Origin of the sequence: Bacillus sp. FSL H7-0578 (assembly GCF_038630855.1) — a bacterium.
GTDB lineage: Bacteria > Bacillota > Bacilli > Bacillales > Bacillaceae > Bacillus > Bacillus safensis.
On record NZ_CP152045.1, the window covers coordinates 2,265,935 to 2,285,022 of the forward strand.

Consider the following 19,088-nt stretch of genomic DNA (forward strand, 5'->3'; position numbering starts at 1 on the left):
CTTTAAACCACGATCGAAACAAAATGACCCGATGAAGACGATCGGGTCACTCAGTTCATTTTTGCTTTTCGTATGCGCCAATGATCTTCGCCACAAGCGGGTGTCTGACCACATCTGTCTGGTCTAATTCAATAAATGAGATGCCCCTGATCTCTGCAAGCATGTCCTTTGCAGCTGCAAGACCTGACTGCATGCCCTTTGGCAGATCAATCTGTGTAATATCTCCTGTAATGACCATTTTAGAGCCAAACCCAAGTCTCGTCAAAAACATTTTCATTTGGGCAGGTGTTGTATTCTGCGCTTCATCTAAAATCACAAATGCATCATCAAGCGTCCGGCCTCTCATATAGGCAAGGGGCGCTATTTCAATCACGCCGCGCTCGATTAGTCGTTCCGTATGATCACTGCCAAGCACATCATGCAGGGCATCATATAGTGGTCTTAAATAAGGATCTACTTTTTCCTTTAAATCGCCTGGTAAAAAGCCAAGACTCTCTCCTGCTTCAACAGCTGGTCTTGTCAGGATTATCCGTTTCACATGTCCATTTTTCAGCGAATGTACCGCATTGACGACTGCCAAATACGTCTTCCCTGTACCAGCAGGTCCAATTCCAAAGACCAGGTCATCTTTTTTCATCGCCGCAGCATATTCACGCTGGCCGATTGTTTTCACCCTGATCGACTTTCCTTTGGCATTTTTCGTAATTTCATCTTCATACATATTTTCAAAATAATTCAGCTTGTTTTTTTGCGCCATTTTAATGGCATAGACGACATCCCGTTCAGATATCTCAATTCCTTTACGGATGAGATGTAAAAGAGATGTGATCAAACGGCTTACTGTATCTCTCGATGCTTCCTCACCAGAAACATACACTTTTTCTCCACGCGTAATAATGGAGACGTTCAGCTCGTTTTCCATTAGTTTCAGATAAGCATCTTGATTGCCAAATAAAGCAATCGCTTCGTTTGGGCTATCCAATTTTTGTTGAATCTCAAGTAAATGTTCTGTCATTCTCTAGTCTCCCTGAACAATAGGTGTTGGTTGAACAATATCTTCTATTACTTGGTAAAGGATGATTAACTTAACTTTACCATTCCCTGTTGTCTCGTGCAAAACTTTTTCACTTTTCACCTCTCCTGTTTGACCTAGCTTCTCTTCTAATTCTTTTTTACCCATTTTAATCCCTGCTTGAACCGCTTCTTTATTTGTGTATTCGCGATTTATTTTCTCACTTTCGCGTGTAATTTCCTTTTCATAAGAGAATGGGAGCTGCATGTTTAAGAAATGAAGCGGATGAACTTCTGTTTCTGTTTTTGGCTGCTTAAAATCATCCTTTTTAAAAGAAAAGCCCCAAAATGGCAGTGAGCCTCCAAATGCGGAGAGCTTGTGCTTTGTCTTCATTTTACCCGTAAAAACGTCAAAAGATGTTCGAAGAGGGACAGAAACTTCTGAACGATACCACGTTTCACCATAGATTTTCGCTTTGGCTCCTACCGTTTTTTGCTGATCTTCACTGCCAATGAGTCCAGAGACAAGCATCTGTCCTTTCTTTACATGTTCATCAACCGCGGCAAGCGGCTCCCCTTTTTCTACATACATTCTCGTGATGACAGCCTTTTTCTTGGCGACGATATGCTGAGGACTCGTGTATTTTTCTTTTTCAGGTTCATTTTTTTCCACAACTTTCATTTGAAAGGTTGTGCCGTTTAGTTCTACGCCGACCCATGTGATGCTTTGAATATTGGTTGTCAGGGATTTTTGAATTTTTTCAGGTGTTCCCATTAGAAACTGAAAACGTCCTTTTTGCACCCCAATGTCGTCTAAATGCTTTCTCATTTGATGTTCAGTTTCTGGATTGGCTCCTTTAATATCGATTTTCCATACCATGTTTGAAAGCGCCAATATCGTCACTAGAAAGCATACAATCCCAAGGGTAAATCCGATATTCTTCCTTGACCATAGGAGTAGAAATGGAAAGCCCTTTTTTTGATGAAATGAACATGTCACGTCATGATGTCTGCGTACCTTTCTGAAGGCATGTACATCTGATAAGCGAATAAATAAGCGCACGCTGTCTTGACGGCGGCTCACTTGAAACATTGTGATCCCCTGCCTCGTGCACTCATTAATGAGCCGCTCAATGCCATTTCCTTTGATCTCCACTTCCACTCTGCCAATAAAATAGGCGAACCATTTATTCTTCACGCTTCTCCCCTCCGTCAGTTAAGAATCAATATAACGGACCTCATCGATTTTCCCTTCCAATAAAATCTCTTCTGGCAAAATCGTTTTAATCACAAAATCTTTCCCTGAAATAATGCATTGTCCCTGTTTGAGCATCAGCCTTACCTCTTGATCACTGAAAAGCAAAAGCCCTTTATGGTTCTCTATGTAAATGTGGAGTCTGCCAACCATCGTAATACGGGGAAGATCCATCATCACGTCTGGAGGGATTTCAAGTGTTCTTGTCAGCCATGCTTTAAGTCGATTTTTTCTTTTTCCCATTCAATAAGAACCCCTTCCCACCTCATGTGTATGAGATCAAACTGAAAGATGGTGAGACTGATGAGAAAGCCTCTATATCATCCTATTCCTCAGGGGTTCATATCATGCTAATGAATCCTGTAAAACAGCTGTTTCAGCATTTTCTTTAAGAAAAAATGTCATCAGGCAAAAAAAGCCCCCTTTTTCATAAAGGGGGCTTTCTTCTTTATCTTTTATATGGCCGTTTCATCGTTCTGTGCGGCTTTTTCGCGCGCGGCTCTCCAAATACTTCTCCAAGGATCATTCCTTGAACAATTGTATCTTGGTTCAGCTTCTCAATGAATTTTGGCCTCATTTCAGCAGATGCAGCCTTTGGCCTTGTCAGCTCTCTTTCAAGCGATTGGAACTCTTTGTTCAGCTCGTTTTTTCTTTCTTCCATTTCGGCAAGTGTAGCCGTATAGCGATCTTGTAAGGACGGAGAAGTTTTTTTCTTCATCCCGCCATGATCATGTACATCACCGAAATCGTCCAGCTGATCCGTCACGACTGGATCTGGACTTGTTTGCTTTGTTTGCTTTGGGGGCACCTGCTTACGCTGAGGAGCGGGCTTCTTTTGCTGATTCTGCTCTTCGTTCTCCTCTTGTTTGCCGATCTTCCCAAAGACGGCAGAGATGATACCGATGATAATCGCAATTAGTAGCGGATTTTCAAATAGAATGTCCAATGGGCTCCCTCCTTAAAGCGTGAGAGGATGCTTATTTGTTTTCATTATCAGATGGACCTTTTGTCATTTTGCCAAATGAATCTCTCATATCCGTATCAGCATCGATATTCTTAATGTTCATGTAGTCCATGACACCAATATTGCCTTCACGTAATGCTTCAGCCATTGCAAGTGGTACTTCAGCCTCTGCTTCTACGACTTTCGCGCGCATTTCTTCAACTTTCGCACGCATCTCTTGTTCTTGTGCAACAGCCATTGCGCGGCGTTCTTCTGCTTTCGCCTGTGCAATGTTTTTGTCTGCTTCTGCTTGGTCTGTTTGCAGGATCGCCCCGATGTTCTTACCGATATCAACATCTGCGATATCAATCGAGAGAATTTCAAATGCAGTACCTGAATCTAATCCTTTACCAAGAACCGTTTGAGAAATCATATCAGGGTTCTCAAGAACCTTTTTATGATTATCTGATGAACCGATTGTAGAGACAATCCCTTCACCTACACGGGCAATAATTGTTTCTTCCCCTGCACCACCGACAAGTCGGTCGATGTTTGCACGAACTGTAATACGTGCTTTTGCTTTGACTTCAATCCCGTCCATCGCAACACCAGAGATAAATGGTGTTTCAATGACTTTAGGGTTTACACTCATTTGAACTGCTTCAAGTACATCACGGCCTGCTAGGTCGATGGCTGCACAGCGAGCAAAGTTCAATTCGATATTGGCGCGTTGAGCTGCAATTAATGCGTTCACAACTCGGTCCACGTTACCACCTGCAAGATAGTGGCTCTCCAGCTGGTTAATCGTCACATCAAGACCTGCTTTATGTGCTTTGATGAGCGGGTTGACCACTCGGTTTGGAATCACTCGGCGCAGTCTCATTCCGACAAGTGTAAAAATGCTCACTTTTACGCCAGCCGCTAGGGCAGAAATCCACAGCATCACCGGTACAAAAGTGAAAAAGATCGATAGAACAATCAAACCTGCTGCGATAATCACAAATAATAGTAAAGTAGATGGATCCATTTTATTCCTCCTCTAAAATCAGTATATCTATACTTTCCTCACGACAATGCGTGAGCCTTCCGCTTTCACAATTTTTACTTGTTCATCTTTATCGATAAATGCACCTTCTGACACAACATCAATGCGCTCATCTCCGAGTACGATCGTACCAGATGGACGAAGTGCAGTGGCTGTCACTGCGATTTGTCCAACAAGATCCTCTCTTGTTTCATTTGAGACATAACCGCTTTCCTTATTGGTTGAATCGGTTAAAATGAACTTTTTAAAGAATTTCATACGTTTCCCCAACACCTTTGTCAATAAAATAACTGCTATGGTTGAAACAGCAGTGGCAATCAAGATGGAAATCGCCATTTCTGTAAAGCTTCCAGCTGCTAAAAATAAGCTGACAACGACACAGATCAGTCCAATGACACCTACGATTCCCCCTGGCAAAAACAATTCCAGAATGATGAGTGCAATCCCTGCTAAAAACAGGAATAACGTCTCATATCCTGCAAAACCTGCCACGAGATGACCATAAAAGAAGAGCAGAAGCGCTGTCACTCCCATGGTGCCTGGGACCCCAAAGCCAGGAGAATAGAGCTCAACAACTAACCCTAAGCTTGCAATGGATAAAAGGATTGGAATGACAATTGGGTGCGTAAGAAAACGCGCAACCTTTTCAGCAAAGCTCACTTCATCGTATTGAACAGAAGCGTCTTGTAATTTCAGCTTCTGAAGCAAGTCATCCATATTTTTTGCTTCCCCTTCTGCATACCCGAATTGAAGCGCACGGTCTGTATTGAAGGTGAGCAATTCTCCTTTTGGTGCACCGGCTTCTTTTGCGTCTATATCTACATCCGCCATGGCAAGAGCATACTTTGGATCACGCCCCTGCTTTTCGGCAGCATCACTCATTTCAGCAAGCCATAGAGATTCAGATTTTTGATCGGCAGCATTGCCTTCTCCATCAATGATCGCAGCAGCCCCCATTTTTCCATTCGGGGTCATATAAATTTGATCGGCATTTAGCGCGATGAAGGCCCCGGCTGAAAGCGCTCTATGATTGACAAACGCTGTCACTGGGATATCGGAAGCACGAATCGTATCTGCGATTTTAAGCGCTGCATCAACTGCACCACCCGGTGTATTGATGTCGAGAATAATATGCTTCGCCCGTTCCGACTTTGCCTGCTCAAACGATCGTTCAATGAATTTAGAAAGTCCTTTTTCTACTGTATCTTCAATTGGGATAACATGAACTTTCTGATCTGCTGATTTCGCGGTCAATTGAACCCCTAATAACAAGCATATTATAAAACAACTGAAGAGAGCAATAGAAATTTTTATTTTTTTCATCTATTTGGTGATCCCTCCTCTCTTTCTTCCATTTTACTGTTCCTTTACATACGTTACAAATGTATCATAGGTTTCATTTTTATATGACAGAATCACGAGGGCATAAAAAAAGTACCCTTCTAACAATAGAAGGATACTTTTTTATTGAGATAGCTGCTCGCTGACAAGTCTGTTAATGACAGCTCCATCAGCTTTACCTTTTACTTTTGGCATAATAGCGCTCATGACTTTACCCATATCAGCCTTCGAGGAAGCACCTGTTTCAGTAATCGTTTCTTTCACGATCGTTTGCAGTTCTTCTTCAGAAAGCTGTTCAGGTAAATAAACGTCTAATATGTCAATCTCTTTTTGAACTTTATCTACTAAATCTAAGCGATTAGCTTTCGAAAATTCATGGAGGGAGTCTTTACGTTGCTTAATCTCGCGGGAAAGGACGGTTAGTTCCTCATCGCCGGTCAAACTGTCTTTCTTAAGCTTAATTGCTTCATTTTGCAGCGAAGCCTTTACCATACGAATGACAACAAGCTTGTCTTTCTCACGGTTTTTCATCATAAGCTTCATATCAGAATTTAATTGCTCAAGAAGACTCATAAAATCCACCCTCTTTAGAATTTACGTTTTCTAGCAGCTTCAGACTTTTTCTTACGCTTTACGCTAGGCTTTTCATAAAATTCACGCTTTCTTGCTTCTTGCAATGTTCCAGTTTTGGATACACTGCGTTTAAAGCGACGAAGAGCATCTTCAAGCGATTCGTTTTTTCTAACGACCGTTTTTGACATTCTCTTTCCCTCCCTCCGAATACACCAATCGACTGCATTAAAAAAAGATATACATGCAAAACATGTACCTAGACATTATAATATAAGCCTAGTGTGAGGTCAACTAAGTGATTTGGAAATATATTTTCGTCATGAGCAGGTAGACAAGTCCATATATTCATTGGTAAGAGGAGGACTTTTCTATGATGGCGATCATTTATTTTTGTGCACTTATTTTCATTTTTTTATGGTCAATGGGTTTGCTGAGAAAAGGATTAATGGCGCTTGCGTCGTCTCGTATTGAGAAATCACTTCTTCTCTTTACAGATCACCCGGTCAAAGCATTCTTGGTCAGCATTGTGTTTACAGGGGTTCTACAAAGCAGTTCGGCGTTTATGGTCATCGTCATTGGCTTTGTCAGTACTGGCATTCTCTCTTTTAAAAAATCGATCCCAATGATTCTTGGAACCAATATCGGCTCAACGTTTACGACAGAATTTATCGCCATTAAAATGGACGTATTCATGTGGGTTTTGATCATAGCCGGTCTTGTATGCATTCTTTTTGGCAGGACATCTTTTAGACATGCAGGAAAAAGTTTATTTGGGCTCGGGATGATCTTTTTTTGCATACAAGGCTTTTCAAAAATTGCAGGGATGATGACAAGCCAGCCTGAGACATTGCGTTTTCTTGAAATGATGCACCATTCAGACTGGACAGCGCTGATTTCGGGTACCATTTTCACAGCAATTGTTCATTCGAGCTCAGTCTGTATCGGTATTTTAATGGGATTTATGAATGAAGGAACTGTGGCACTTCAGGAAGGCATCAGCTTTGTGTTGGGGTCCAATATTGGGACATGTATTACGGCTGTGATGGCTGCGATATCCGGCGGCTACGCAGCACGTCAAACGGCTTATGCACACGTCGTGTTTAATGTGCTTGGGGTTCTTTTATGCCTGCCGTTTCTCGCCCTGATCACAGAGGTTGTCGCCCTTCTCGCAAGCTCTCCTGCCCAGCAGATTGCGCATTTCAGCCTGCTGTTTAATGTGGCAAGCTCTCTCCTCTTCTTTCCGTTCATTCGCCCTTTTCACGCATTGATCTTGTGTCTCATGCCGAATCAGTCAAAATAAAAGAAACCGGCTTGCTCTTTTGGCTGCCGGTTTTTTTATCTATTATGAGGTCATTCTCACTTTGTCTGGCTGCACATCATCGCTGATGCGAACGAATTGTCCTTCGTTATAAGGATAGCCCGCTTTCGTAATTTTCACTTTGACCAGACGGCCGATCATGTCCTCTGTCCCTTCAAAAACAACTTTCATGTAGTTATCGGTATAACCAACATAAAGATTGTGGTTTCCTTCTTGTTCTTTGAAGGATTCTTCCGGAATAATCTCTAGCACATCACCTTCATATGCTGATGCGTACTCTTTCGCAAGCTGGTCAGAAAGAGCGATCAAACGGTGGACACGTTCGTTTTTCACATTCTCATCAACTTGATCTTCCATTCTTGCAGCAGGGGTACCTGTACGTTTGCTGTAAGGGAAGACGTGCAACTCAGAGAATTGATGATCTTTGACAAAATTGTACGTTTCCAAGAACTCTTCTTCTGTTTCCCCAGGGAATCCAACGATTACATCAGAGGTGACAGCAAGTCCCGGCAATGCTTTTTTCAGCTTTGTTAAACGCTCTGCAAAGAATTCCATCGTATATTTACGGCGCATTCTTTTCAGCACAGTATTTGAGCCAGATTGAAGCGGGATGTGTAAGTGTCTGACAATTTTATCTGACTGATCAAGCACTTCAATCACTTCATCTGTAATTTGACTTGCTTCAATAGATGAAATACGGATTCGTTTTAAGCCAATAACACGTTCATCTAATTCTCTCAGAAGCTTTGCAAAGTTATAATCCTTTAAGTCTTCTCCGTATCCGCCTGTGTGAATACCTGTCAGCACAATTTCTTTATAGCCCGCATCAACAAGCTGCTGCGCTTGATTGATGACCTCTTCTGGATCACGAGAACGAAGAAGTCCGCGCGCCCAAGGAATAATGCAGAATGTACAGAAATTGTTACAGCCTTCTTGGATTTTTAATGAAGCGCGCGTTCTGTCTGTGAAGGCAGGAACATCAAGTTCTTCAAACACACGTGCTTTCATGATATTGCCAACCCCGTTGATCGGCTGTCTTTCTCTGCGGTATTCTTCAATATAGCCTAGTAATTTATGTCTGTCCTGCGTTCCAACCACAATATCAACACCAGGAATCGCCATGATTTCTGCTGGTGATGTTTGCGCATAGCAGCCTGTTACACAAATGACACCATCCGGGTTATGGCGAATGGCTCTTCTAATGACTTGGCGGCTTTTCTTATCGCCTGTATTCGTGACCGTACATGTATTAATGACATATACGTCTGCTTTTGATTCATAATCTTTTCTTTCATAGCCAGCTTCTTTAAACAGCTGCCAGATCGCCTCTGTCTCATAGTGGTTGACCTTACAGCCAAGTGTATGGAACGCTACTGTTCCCATCATGATTCACCTCTTAATAACTCTGTTTGATAAGATATAGCGGAAAGCGCATATAAAGGAGCAGTTTCTGTTCTTAAAATGCGTGGTCCAAGCCCGCAAATGACTGCACCAAGCGTTTCAAGCTCTTCAATCTCCTTTTCTGCCAAACCGCCTTCAGGGCCAAAAACCACTAGCAAGGTTTGTCCGCCTTTCATCTGTTGAAGCACAGTTTGAAAGCGGCTTTGCTCTCCTTCTTTCGATGATTCTTCGTATGCAACGACACATTTATCGAATTCACCAGCTATTTGCGTCAGCTCTTTAAACGTTGATACTGAATAAACACGCGGAATGATATTCCGGTAGGACTGCTCGGCTGCTTCTTTCGCGATTTTCTCCCAGCGCTCTCGTTTTTTATGGGATTTTTTTTGGTCAAGCTTTGTAATAGAACGAGCCGCTTGAAACGGGATAAAAGCACTTGCGCCAAGCTCTGTGCCTTTTTGGATAATGAGCTCAAGCTTATCTCCTTTTGGAAGACCGCTTGCAATCGTCACCCTAATCGGAAGTTCTCTGTCCTGATTTGTCCAGCTTTCAAGGTGACAAATCACTTCTTCCTTTGTTATTGTATCAATTTTACTGAGCGCTTCAAAGCCGTCTGTCGTTAGACAAAGGATTTCCTGTCCTGCTTTCATCCGCATGACATTGGAAAGATGATGTACATCTTCACCTTTTATAACGATGGCTCCCTTTAACGTCACTTCTTCTTTCGTGAGGTCGATAAAATATCGTTGCATACGTGTCCTGACACCTACTCGCTTTATTTTTTCGCTATAATGCTGACCCAATCTTCCATTGACAGCACTTCAACAATGTCAAAACCCGCCTCTTCTAATGCTGTTTTGACCTGTAATTTCTTTTGTCCAATGATGCCTGATGTAATGAAATAGCCATCTTTCTTCAATAGGTCATAGGCTTGATCTGTAAAGCGCAAAATCACTTCTGCCAGAATGTTGGCGACAATCACATCACGCTCACCTGAAATTCCATCAAGCAAATTGTTTTGTTTGACCGTCACTTGGTCACTTACACCATTTAATTCGATGTTTTGCTTCGCACTTTCTACCGCAACGGTGTCGAGATCAAAGGCTTGAATGTCCTTTGCACCAAGCATCGCTGCTGCCACACTTAGAATTCCAGAGCCTGTTCCAACATCAATCACCGTATCGTTTTCCTTCACGTAGCGCTCAAGCGCCTGAATGCAAAGGACGGTTGTTGGATGCGTACCTGTTCCAAATGCCATTCCAGGGTCCATTTCAATAATCAGTTCATCAGAATGAACGGGTGTATATTCTTCCCACGTTGGAACGATGGTGAATTTTTCAGAGATTTTCACAGGATGATAGTATTTCTTCCATGCGGTGGCCCATTCTTCTTCATTTACTTCACAAATTGACAGTGTATTGCGTCCAAGGTCAATATCGTATAGAAGAAGGTTGTTGATGGCTTCTTTGATCTCATCTACCGTTTCCATCAAAAAGCTGTTCATTGGAAGATAGGCTTTCACAATGACACCTTCATCTGGATAGTCATTCGGATCGAGCTGGTAGATCTCACCGTATACATTTTCACGTTCCTTGACTAAATCAAGCGGGTCCTCAATCACGACACCACTTGCACCTGCTTCATGCAAAATATTGGTGATCGGTTCCACCGCTTCATTTGTTGTATGGACGCTAATTTCTGACCACTTCAATACTACCAACTCCTTATCCGTCTTACTCGCCTTTAAATGCGCGTTTTACCTTGTCGAAAAAGCTCATTTCTTGTTCGTCTGGTTTATTTCCGCTCACTTCAGCAAATTTTCTAATGATATCTTTTTGATTGTCTGTTAAATTTGTCGGTGTGACGACACGTACAACGATATGCTGATCGCCTTGGCCGTAGCCGCGTACATTTTTCACACCTTTTCCTTTGAGTCTAAACTTCGTGCCAGTTTGAGTGCCAGCAGGAACTTTTAATTTTACTTTTCCGTGTAATGTCGGCACTTCAATTTCGTCACCTAATGCAGCCTGCGCAAAGGTAAGCGGCATCTCGCAGTAAATGTCATCTCCATCACGTTCGAAGAATTCATGCGCACGCACATGGAATACAACGAATAGATCGCCTGGAGGTCCTCCATTTACGCCTGGTTCACCTTGCCCAGACACTCTGAGCTGCTGGCCATCATCAACACCTGCAGGGATCGTCACGTTAATTTTCTTACGCTTACGCACTTTGCCAGAGCCGCCGCATGTTGAACATTTATGATCAATTTGTTTCCCTGTTCCGCTGCAGTAGTTACATACTCTGCGGTTGACCACTTTACCAAACGGAGTGGATTGCTCAACATTTAATTGACCAGAACCGCCGCAATGTGAACAGGTTTTTGCCTGCGTACCAGGCTTTGCACCTGATCCATGACATGTCTCGCAAGATTCTTCACGAGGGATTTCAATGGTTGCTTCTTTTCCAAATGCCGCTTCTTCAAACGAAAGCGTCATTGTATATTGCAGGTCCGCTCCTTGGCGCGGTGCATTTGGATCTCTTCTTCTGGCTCCGCCGCCAAAAATACTAGAGAAGATGTCATCAAAGCCGCCGAAGCCGCCAAAGTCTCCTCCTCCGCCAAAACCGCCGCCGCCAAAGCCTTGGTTTGGATCGGTATGACCGAACTGGTCATAATGCGAACGTTTTTGATCATCAGAAAGGGTTTCATAGGCTTCTTTTACTTCTTTGAATTTCTCATCTGAGCCAGCTTCTTTATTAATATCAGGGTGATACTTTTTTGAAAGCTTGCGGTATGCCTTTTTGATTTCGTCCTTTGAGGCGCTCTTACTTACGCCAAGCACTTCATAGTAATCACGCTTACTCATCTCTTCACACTCCCGATTTTCTCACATAAATACGATTGTATCATTTTGATTTAACCTTTTTCAATTCCTTTCAGCGTTGAAAAGAAAAAAAGTCAAAGCCAAGAGATCCTGACTTTGACTTTCTGACGAGTACGTTTCAGCAGTCTTTTTCAAAAGTAAAGGTGATTATTTTTTCTCTTGATCGTCGTTTACTTCTTCGTATTCTGCATCCACTACATTGTCATCTGCTTTTTGAGCACCTTCAGCGCCTTCTTGCTGAGCTTGTGCTTGTTTTGCAGCTTCTTCATAGAGCTTTGTCGTTAATTCTTGAACGATTGTTTGCAGCTCATCTTTTTTCGCTTTGATGTCTTCAAACTCGCCTTTTTCGATCGCAGCTTTTAGCGCATCTTTCGCGTCATTTGCTTTTTTCACTTGCTCTTCATCGATTTTGCCTTCTAGATCTTTTAATGTTTTTTCAGTTGTAAACACTAATTGATCTGCTTCGTTGCGCACTTCGATTTCTTCTTTTTTCTTCGCATCTGCTTCAGCATTTTCTTCTGCTTCTTTGACCATTTTTTCGATCTCATCATCAGAAAGACCTGAAGAAGATTTGATTGTGATGTTTTGCTCTTTGCCTGTACCCATATCTTTCGCACGTACGTTGACAATACCGTTTTTATCGATATCAAAAGATACTTCGATTTGCGGTACGCCGCGTGGTGCCGGCGGGATATCAGTCAATTGGAAGCGGCCTAATGTTTTGTTATCTGCAGCCATTGGGCGCTCACCTTGCAGGACATGGATATCTACAGCTGTTTGGTTGTCAGCAGCTGTTGAGAATACTTGAGATTTACTTGTTGGAATTGTTGTATTGCGTTCAATCAGCTTCGTGAATACGCCGCCCATTGTTTCAATTCCTAAAGAAAGTGGTGTTACGTCAAGAAGAACAACGTCTTTGACATCTCCTGTGATCACTCCACCTTGGATCGCTGCACCAAGTGCAACAACTTCATCAGGGTTTACACCTTTATGAGGCTCTTTGCCTGTTTCTTTTTTGATTGCTTCTTGTACTGCAGGAATACGAGTTGATCCACCTACAAGGATGACTTTATCAATCTCGCTAGCAGATAAACCAGCATCTTTCAGTGATTGACGTACAGGTGTCATTGTACGCTCTACAAGATCTGCAGAAAGCTCTTCGAATTTAGCACGTGTTAACGTTAATTCAAGGTGAAGAGGTCCTGCTTCTCCAGCTGTGATAAATGGCAGTGAGATTTGTGTAGAAGATACACCAGAAAGATCTTTTTTCGCTTTTTCAGCAGCATCTTTTAAACGCTGAAGCGCCATTTTATCTTTAGAAAGATCAATGCCATTTTCTTTTTTGAATTCAGCCACTAGGTGATCAATGATGACTTGGTCAAAATCGTCTCCACCTAGACGGTTGTCCCCAGCAGTTGAGCGCACTTCAAAGACGCCGTCTCCAAGCTCAAGGATCGATACGTCAAATGTACCGCCGCCAAGGTCGTATACAAGAATCGTTTGATCTTCTTCTGTTTTATCTAAACCATATGCAAGTGCAGCTGCTGTTGGTTCGTTGATGATACGTTCTACTTCAAGACCAGCAATTTTACCAGCATCTTTCGTTGCTTGACGTTCTGCATCGTTGAAGTAAGCAGGAACTGTGATAACAGCTTTTGTTACTTCTTCGCCAAGATAGCCTTCAGCGTATGATTTAAGATGCTGAAGAATAATCGCAGAGATTTCCTGCGGCGTGTAGTTCTTGCCTTCAACTTCTACTTTATAATCAGTACCCATATGTCTTTTAACAGACATGATCGTGTTCGGGTTTGTAATTGATTGACGTTTTGCTACTTCACCCACTTGGCGCTCTCCGTTTTTAAAAGCGACAACAGATGGTGTTGTACGTGCTCCTTCAGCGTTAGCAATGACTTTTGGCTCGCCGCCTTCAAGTACTGCAACACATGAGTTTGTTGTTCCTAAGTCAATCCCAATGATTTTACTCATATTCGATGACCTCCCATTATGTAGTTATTGATTTACTTTTACCATTGATGGACGAATAACTCGGTCTTTGAGTTTATAGCCCTTTTGCAATTCTTCTACAACGATATTTGAATCGTAGTTTTCATCTTCAACTTGCATGACGGCTTGATGAAGGTTTGGATCGAACTCTTTGCCGACAGCTTCAATTGGTTCAACGCCTTCATTTTTCAACGCTTCTACCAGCTGGCGGTAAACCATTTGCATTCCTTCTAACAAACTTTTCGTCTGCTCATTGTCTGGATCAATTCCAAGCGCTCTTTCAAAGTTATCAAGAGCTGGGAGAAGATCACTGACAACATGTTGAGAACGATATTTTTGCACGGTCTCCACTTCAGTTCGAGCACGGCGTTTATAGTTTTCAAAATCTGCTTGAACACGCAGAATTTTGTTTTCTTTTTCATCTAGAAGCTGCTGCAATTCATCGATTTTTTCTTGGAAGGCAGACTGTTCATCATTTGTTACTTCCTCAGTATCTGCTTGAACTGCTTCTTCTTGTGCTTCAACCTCTGCTTCTTGCTCAGGTGTCTGTTTTTCTTCTGACATTGTGTTCACCTCCCTCAAAAGATTCAAAAATACGAAGGGGCTGTGCCCCTATCTTTTATCACCCTACTCATCATACAAATTGGAAAGTGCGTTTGACAAGTCTTTTGATACATGATGCAAGAGACTGACAACCCGCCCGTAATCCATACGGGTTGGACCAATGACGGCAATGGAGCCGAGTGATTTTTGATCAATCGAATAAGTGGCTGTGATTAGGCTACAGTTCTCCATCGCTTCCAAATTGTTTTCTGAACCGATTTTAATGGTGATTCCTTGCTGATTTGGATGAAACAGCTGCATGACATCATTCTTTTGCTCAATAAGCATCATGAGTGAACGGATGCGGTCAATGTCATGAAACTCCGGCTGATTCAACATATTAATCTTCCCGCCAAAGAAAAGTTTTGATTCATTTTGAGTCGATGTAAATGTATTGCCGAGCGCATCTAAAATATGATCATAATCTTTTAAATGCGTACGAAGAAGTATCACAACTTCTTTATACATTCTGTCCTTCAGCTGATCCATCGGGACTCCGGCTAGGCGGCTGTTTAAAATATTCATCAGCTTCTCAATATCGGAGACATCGAGATGCTCAGAGAAGGTAATGGTTTTGTTTTCAACATGTCCGCTGTCTGTAATCATGATCGCCACTGCTTTGTTTGGCTGAACAGGGACAAGCTGAATTTTCTTTAATCGATTTTCACTTAGCTTTGGACCAAGCACAATCGATGTATAGTTTGTGAGATCTGATAAAATTTCCGCCGATTTTTGAACTGTCTTTTCCAGCTCAAAAATTTTCTCCTGAAAGGCCGACTGGATGAGCACAAGCTCTTTAGACGACAGTTTTCGCGGAGAGAGCAAATGATCTACATAATAACGATATCCTTTTTCGGAAGGAATTCTTCCTGATGAAGAATGGGTCTTTTCAATAAAACCAAGTTCCTCCAAATCAGCCATTTCGTTTCTAATCGTCGCAGAGCTGAATGTAATGTCTTCTTTTTTAGAAAGAGTCCTTGATCCAACTGGCTGCGCCGAACGAATAAAGTCATTAATGATGACTTGCAGAATCAAAAGCTGACGATTTGTTAACATCATCATCACCCCTGTTAGCACTCTCTTTCAACGAGTGCTAATTGTATAAACAAAATTACCAAACTCAAATTAAAATGTCAATTATAACTCACCGAGAAACGCTTGAAATACTTCATTGCCTAACAATTTTCCTTTTCTTGTTAAACGTATCCCCTTGTCATCTTTTACAATGAGGCCTTTTTCTTCTAAATCTTCAAGAACAGTGAAAAAAAGTGCTTCTGGTGCAGCACCATATTTTGCTTGGAAATCAGCGCTTTTCACCCCATCGATTTTTCGAAGACCTAAAAACATTTCTTCTTCTATTTGCTCTGCTTTTGTGACCTGATGTGTTTCCTTATACGGGAACCCTGTTTGGTCAATCAGCTCCAAATAATGTTTCACCGGCCCTGCATTCACATTTCGGATGCCATCTACATACCCGTGTGCGCCTGCACCAAAACCGAAGTAATCTTCATTGCTCCAATAGGTCAGGTTATGCTGGCTTTCAAAGCCAGGTTTGGCGTAATTGCTAATTTCGTACTGCTTTAATCCATGGCGCTCCATTTCATCCATCACAAGCTCATACATTTCAGCCTCACGTTCTTGCGGCGGTAAATGAAGTTTTCCTTTTTGCATTAAGTTGTAAAAAACGGTTTTCGGCTCGACGATGAGTGAGTAAACCGAATAATGCTCTGCCCCCAGTGAGAAAGCCGTCTCAAGTGAATTCATCACATGATGCTTTTCTTGATGCGGCAAGCCAAACATGAGATCAAGGCTAATATTGTCAAATCCAACCGCTCTAGCTCGCTCAAAGGATGTAAGGACATCCTTCTTTTGATGAACTCGTCCAATTTTCTTGAGCAAATCGTCTTCAAAAGTTTGAACGCCAAAGCTCAGCCGATTCACGCCGGCTGCTTTAAGCACATGCAACTTCTCAAGCGATAATTCATCTGGGTTTGCTTCTACTGCAAATTCAATCAGGTTTTTTGTCGGCTTTAATACGCTGTGAATGCTGTTCATGAGCTTGTCTAGCTGACTGACAGTCAGTGATGTCGGGGTTCCCCCGCCAATAAAAATTGTCTTTAGTTCCTGCTCGCCTTTTTGCTCGAGCGTGTGCTGCATCTCTTTCTCAAGAGCCGCTAAGTATTCGTCGACTGGCTGCGTTTTGATGAAAAATTTATTGAAATCACAATAGTGGCAAATATGCTCACAAAATGGAATGTGAATGTATGCTGCTTTCATTAGATGACACCTTCTTTACAGGTAAAGAGCCGCAGTTTATCGCTGCGGCGTCTTTGTTTGTTATCGACTATAAACGTCAAGGCAGACATTGTAAAGCAGGTAGCCTTGAGGATGTTATTTTTTTGGTGTGCTGTCGTCCATCTTCAGCACAGCCATAAATGCTTCTTGCGGGACTTCAACAGAGCCCACTTGCTTCATGCGCTTTTTCCCTTCTTTTTGCTTCTCAAGAAGCTTTCTTTTCCGGGAAATGTCTCCACCATAACATTTAGCAAGTACGTTTTTACGCATCGCTTTAATGGTGGAACGAGCAACGATTTTTTGACCGATCGCTGCTTGAACCGGCACTTCAAAGTGCTGGCGTGGAATCAGTTCTTTTAGCTTTTCTACGATGATCTTGCCTCGTTCATATGCATAATCGCGGTGAACAATAAAGGAAAGGGCATCGATTTTTTCACCATTCAGCATGATATCCATCTTCACCAGCGTCGAAGGACGATAGCCAATCAGCTCATAATCAAAGGACGCATAGCCTTTTGTGTTGGACTTTAGCTGATCAAAGAATTCGTATACGATCTCTGCCAAAGGAATTTCGTACACAATGCTCACGCGGTTCGCATCAAGATACTGCATATCAATGAAATTCCCGCGTTTTCCTTGGCAAAGCTCCATCACAGAGCCTACATAGTCATTCGGCACCATCATTGTTGCTTTTACATACGGTTCTTCAATTCGCTCAATCTTTTGCGGATCAGGCAGATTGGACGGGTTATCTACGACAATTTTTTCTCCATCTGTCATATATACATCATAAATAACACTTGGCGCTGTCGTAATCAGATCAATTTTAAATTCACGTTCAATCCGTTCTTGGATGATTTCCATATGAAGCATTCCAAGGAAGCCGCAGCGGAAACCGAAGCCAAGTGCTTGGGATGTCTCTGCCTCATATTGAAGTGAAGAATCATTTAATTCAAGCTTTTCTAACGCTTCACGTAAGTCGTTGTATTTCGCTGTATCAATTGGATAAAGTCCGCAGTATACCATTGGGTTTAGCTTTCTGTATCCTGGAAGTGCTTCTTTCGCAGGGTTTTCCGCGCTTGTGATCGTATCCCCTACACGTGTATCACCGACATTTTTAATCGCAGCGGTTAAGTAGCCAACATCTCCAACGGTGAGTTCGTCTGTTGGCATGGCTTTTGGTGTGAAAACGCCAACTTCAAGTACTTCAAATTCTTTCCCCGTCGCCATCATTTTAATTTTCTGACCAGGTCTGACGGTTCCTTCGACAATTCGTATGTACGCAATAACGCCGCGATACGCATCGTAAAGAGAATCAAAAATAAGGGCTTGAAGTGGTGCTTCTGGATCTCCAGCGGGAGCCGGCACCTTTTCAACGATTTGTTCTAAAATATCCTCGATTCCAATACCCGCCTTAGCAGAGGTGAGAACAGCTTCAGACGCATCCAACCCGATGACATCTTCAATTTCTTCTCTTACACGCTCAGGCTCTGCACTTGGCAGATCGATTTTGTTGATAATCGGAAGAATTTCTAAGTTGTTATCAAGAGCTAAATAAACGTTCGCAAGTGTCTGTGCTTCAATTCCTTGTGCTGCATCTACTACAAGAATCGCACCCTCACAGGCAGCTAGGCTTCGAGATACCTCATAGGTGAAGTCGACATGCCCTGGAGTATCAATCAGGTGCATGATATATTCTTCCCCATCCTTCGCCTTATACTTCAGCTGGACAGAGTTTAATTTAATCGTTATGCCGCGTTCACGCTCTAAATCCATGGAATCAAGCAATTGTTCTTTCATTTCCCGTTGAGTAATCGCCGCTGTTTTTTCCAAAATACGGTCTGCCAATGTGGATTTCCCATGGTCAATATGGGCGATAATGGAGAAATTTCGAATTCTTGATTGCCGCTCTAATCGTTTTTCTTTATCTGTCACAATCTATCACTCCTACTATAAAACGCGGGTTGCGCTAGGTTAGATTATATCAATAGGGCTGTAAAGATTCAATCGAAATCAAGAAAAGCCGCTTATCGGTCAGCGGCTTTGATCAAAAGGATGATATCTCATGAAAATCGTTTATTTCCCATTCACCCAATCATAAAGAGAACGGGCTGCATGTGTCATGCCATCAGACAGGGCTTTTCCTGCCTTGGAAAAGGCATTAAAGCCCTCTATTTCCTCCAGCTGTTTTTGTTTTTCGGCAAGATCCTTTTCTGTAACAGCCGTTCCTAAGATAGAAGCTTCCTTCTCTTCATTGTCGTTTATTTGAATGGAGAAAGCTCCTTTTAATTGCGGATCATGGTAGCCCTTCATTTGCAGCATGCCATTATTCGCTTGCTGCATTCCTAAAAAGACACCAAACAGCAAGACCAATCCTAAAATAATGATTTTTCCAATAAATGAGCCCATCCCCG

General features: G+C 42.3%; 19 protein-coding genes. 1 reads left to right on the forward strand and 18 read right to left on the reverse strand.

Translation table 11 applies throughout. From position 1 onward, the window contains the following. Positions 1 to 55: 55 nt before the first annotated feature. From MHB41_RS11635 to rpsU, 8 genes are all read right to left on the reverse strand, one after another. Positions 56 to 1,015, reverse strand: a complete 960-nt coding sequence (locus MHB41_RS11635) for a PhoH family protein (RefSeq protein WP_046311804.1) — start codon at positions 1,013 to 1,015, stop codon at positions 56 to 58. Between the two features lie 3 nt (positions 1,016 to 1,018). After that, positions 1,019 to 2,209, reverse strand: a complete 1,191-nt coding sequence (gene yqfD / locus MHB41_RS11640; protein WP_041118008.1) for a sporulation protein YqfD — start codon at positions 2,207 to 2,209, stop codon at positions 1,019 to 1,021. An 18-nt stretch (positions 2,210 to 2,227) separates the two neighbouring features. Next, positions 2,228 to 2,509 carry a sporulation protein YqfC gene (yqfC, locus tag MHB41_RS11645; protein WP_012010618.1) on the reverse strand — a complete coding sequence of 94 codons (282 nt, stop codon included), beginning with the start codon at positions 2,507 to 2,509 and terminating at the stop codon, positions 2,228 to 2,230. A gap of 205 nt (positions 2,510 to 2,714) precedes the next feature. Continuing rightward, positions 2,715 to 3,212, reverse strand: a complete 498-nt coding sequence (locus MHB41_RS11650; RefSeq protein ID WP_061109366.1) for a hypothetical protein — start codon at positions 3,210 to 3,212, stop codon at positions 2,715 to 2,717. A 31-nt stretch (positions 3,213 to 3,243) separates the two neighbouring features. After that, a complete protein-coding gene (floA, locus tag MHB41_RS11655) occupies positions 3,244 to 4,236 on the reverse strand; it encodes a flotillin-like protein FloA (protein WP_024423026.1) in 993 nt (330 codons plus the stop codon). Positions 4,237 to 4,263: 27 nt separating this feature from the next. Continuing rightward, positions 4,264 to 5,577 carry a nodulation protein NfeD gene (locus MHB41_RS11660; protein WP_061109367.1) on the reverse strand — a complete coding sequence of 438 codons (1,314 nt, stop codon included), beginning with the start codon at positions 5,575 to 5,577 and terminating at the stop codon, positions 4,264 to 4,266. Positions 5,578 to 5,718: 141 nt separating this feature from the next. Beyond that, entirely contained in the window at positions 5,719 to 6,168 is a 450-nt protein-coding gene (locus MHB41_RS11665; protein ID WP_024423028.1) for a GatB/YqeY domain-containing protein, read from the reverse strand. Positions 6,169 to 6,182: 14 nt separating this feature from the next. Beyond that, positions 6,183 to 6,356 carry a 30S ribosomal protein S21 gene (gene rpsU / locus MHB41_RS11670; RefSeq protein ID WP_003152957.1) on the reverse strand — a complete coding sequence of 58 codons (174 nt, stop codon included), beginning with the start codon at positions 6,354 to 6,356 and terminating at the stop codon, positions 6,183 to 6,185. Between the two features lie 182 nt (positions 6,357 to 6,538). Between rpsU and MHB41_RS11675 the strand changes: the two genes are divergently transcribed. Beyond that, a complete protein-coding gene (locus tag MHB41_RS11675) occupies positions 6,539 to 7,468 on the forward strand; it encodes a Na/Pi symporter (RefSeq protein WP_061109368.1) in 930 nt (309 codons plus the stop codon). Between the two features lie 42 nt (positions 7,469 to 7,510). On the opposite strand, the gene mtaB is transcribed toward MHB41_RS11675, so the two are convergent. The 10 genes from mtaB to MHB41_RS11725 all read right to left on the reverse strand — a co-directional run bounded on the left by mtaB (position 7,511) and on the right by MHB41_RS11725 (position 19,083). Then, positions 7,511 to 8,869, reverse strand: coding sequence for a tRNA (N(6)-L-threonylcarbamoyladenosine(37)-C(2))-methylthiotransferase MtaB (gene mtaB, locus MHB41_RS11680; protein ID WP_061109369.1), 1,359 nt, complete (start codon positions 8,867 to 8,869; stop codon positions 7,511 to 7,513). Continuing rightward, a complete protein-coding gene (locus MHB41_RS11685) occupies positions 8,869 to 9,639 on the reverse strand; it encodes a 16S rRNA (uracil(1498)-N(3))-methyltransferase (RefSeq protein WP_061109370.1) in 771 nt (256 codons plus the stop codon). The genes mtaB and MHB41_RS11685 overlap by 1 nt, the downstream gene beginning before the upstream one ends. A gap of 23 nt (positions 9,640 to 9,662) precedes the next feature. Beyond that, complete coding sequence (prmA, locus tag MHB41_RS11690) at positions 9,663 to 10,598, reverse strand: 50S ribosomal protein L11 methyltransferase (protein ID WP_024423032.1); 936 nt, start codon at positions 10,596 to 10,598, stop codon at positions 9,663 to 9,665. Between the two features lie 22 nt (positions 10,599 to 10,620). Then, positions 10,621 to 11,754, reverse strand: coding sequence for a molecular chaperone DnaJ (gene dnaJ / locus MHB41_RS11695; protein ID WP_024427952.1), 1,134 nt, complete (start codon positions 11,752 to 11,754; stop codon positions 10,621 to 10,623). 165 nt (positions 11,755 to 11,919) lie between these two features. Then, positions 11,920 to 13,758 (reverse strand): molecular chaperone DnaK, encoded by a 1,839-nt coding sequence (gene dnaK, locus MHB41_RS11700; protein ID WP_041086261.1) that lies wholly within the window; start codon positions 13,756 to 13,758, stop codon positions 11,920 to 11,922. Positions 13,759 to 13,782: 24 nt separating this feature from the next. Then, complete coding sequence (gene grpE / locus MHB41_RS11705) at positions 13,783 to 14,340, reverse strand: nucleotide exchange factor GrpE (RefSeq protein ID WP_024423035.1); 558 nt, start codon at positions 14,338 to 14,340, stop codon at positions 13,783 to 13,785. A 63-nt stretch (positions 14,341 to 14,403) separates the two neighbouring features. Continuing rightward, positions 14,404 to 15,435 (reverse strand): heat-inducible transcriptional repressor HrcA, encoded by a 1,032-nt coding sequence (hrcA, locus tag MHB41_RS11710; RefSeq protein WP_340900145.1) that lies wholly within the window; start codon positions 15,433 to 15,435, stop codon positions 14,404 to 14,406. A gap of 81 nt (positions 15,436 to 15,516) precedes the next feature. Next, positions 15,517 to 16,656 carry a radical SAM family heme chaperone HemW gene (hemW, locus tag MHB41_RS11715; protein WP_061109372.1) on the reverse strand — a complete coding sequence of 380 codons (1,140 nt, stop codon included), beginning with the start codon at positions 16,654 to 16,656 and terminating at the stop codon, positions 15,517 to 15,519. Between the two features lie 114 nt (positions 16,657 to 16,770). Continuing rightward, positions 16,771 to 18,609, reverse strand: a complete 1,839-nt coding sequence (gene lepA / locus MHB41_RS11720; protein WP_024423038.1) for a translation elongation factor 4 — start codon at positions 18,607 to 18,609, stop codon at positions 16,771 to 16,773. 141 nt (positions 18,610 to 18,750) lie between these two features. Then, positions 18,751 to 19,083, reverse strand: coding sequence for a YqxA family protein (locus MHB41_RS11725; RefSeq protein ID WP_340900143.1), 333 nt, complete (start codon positions 19,081 to 19,083; stop codon positions 18,751 to 18,753). Between the last annotated feature and the right edge of the window lie 5 nt (positions 19,084 to 19,088).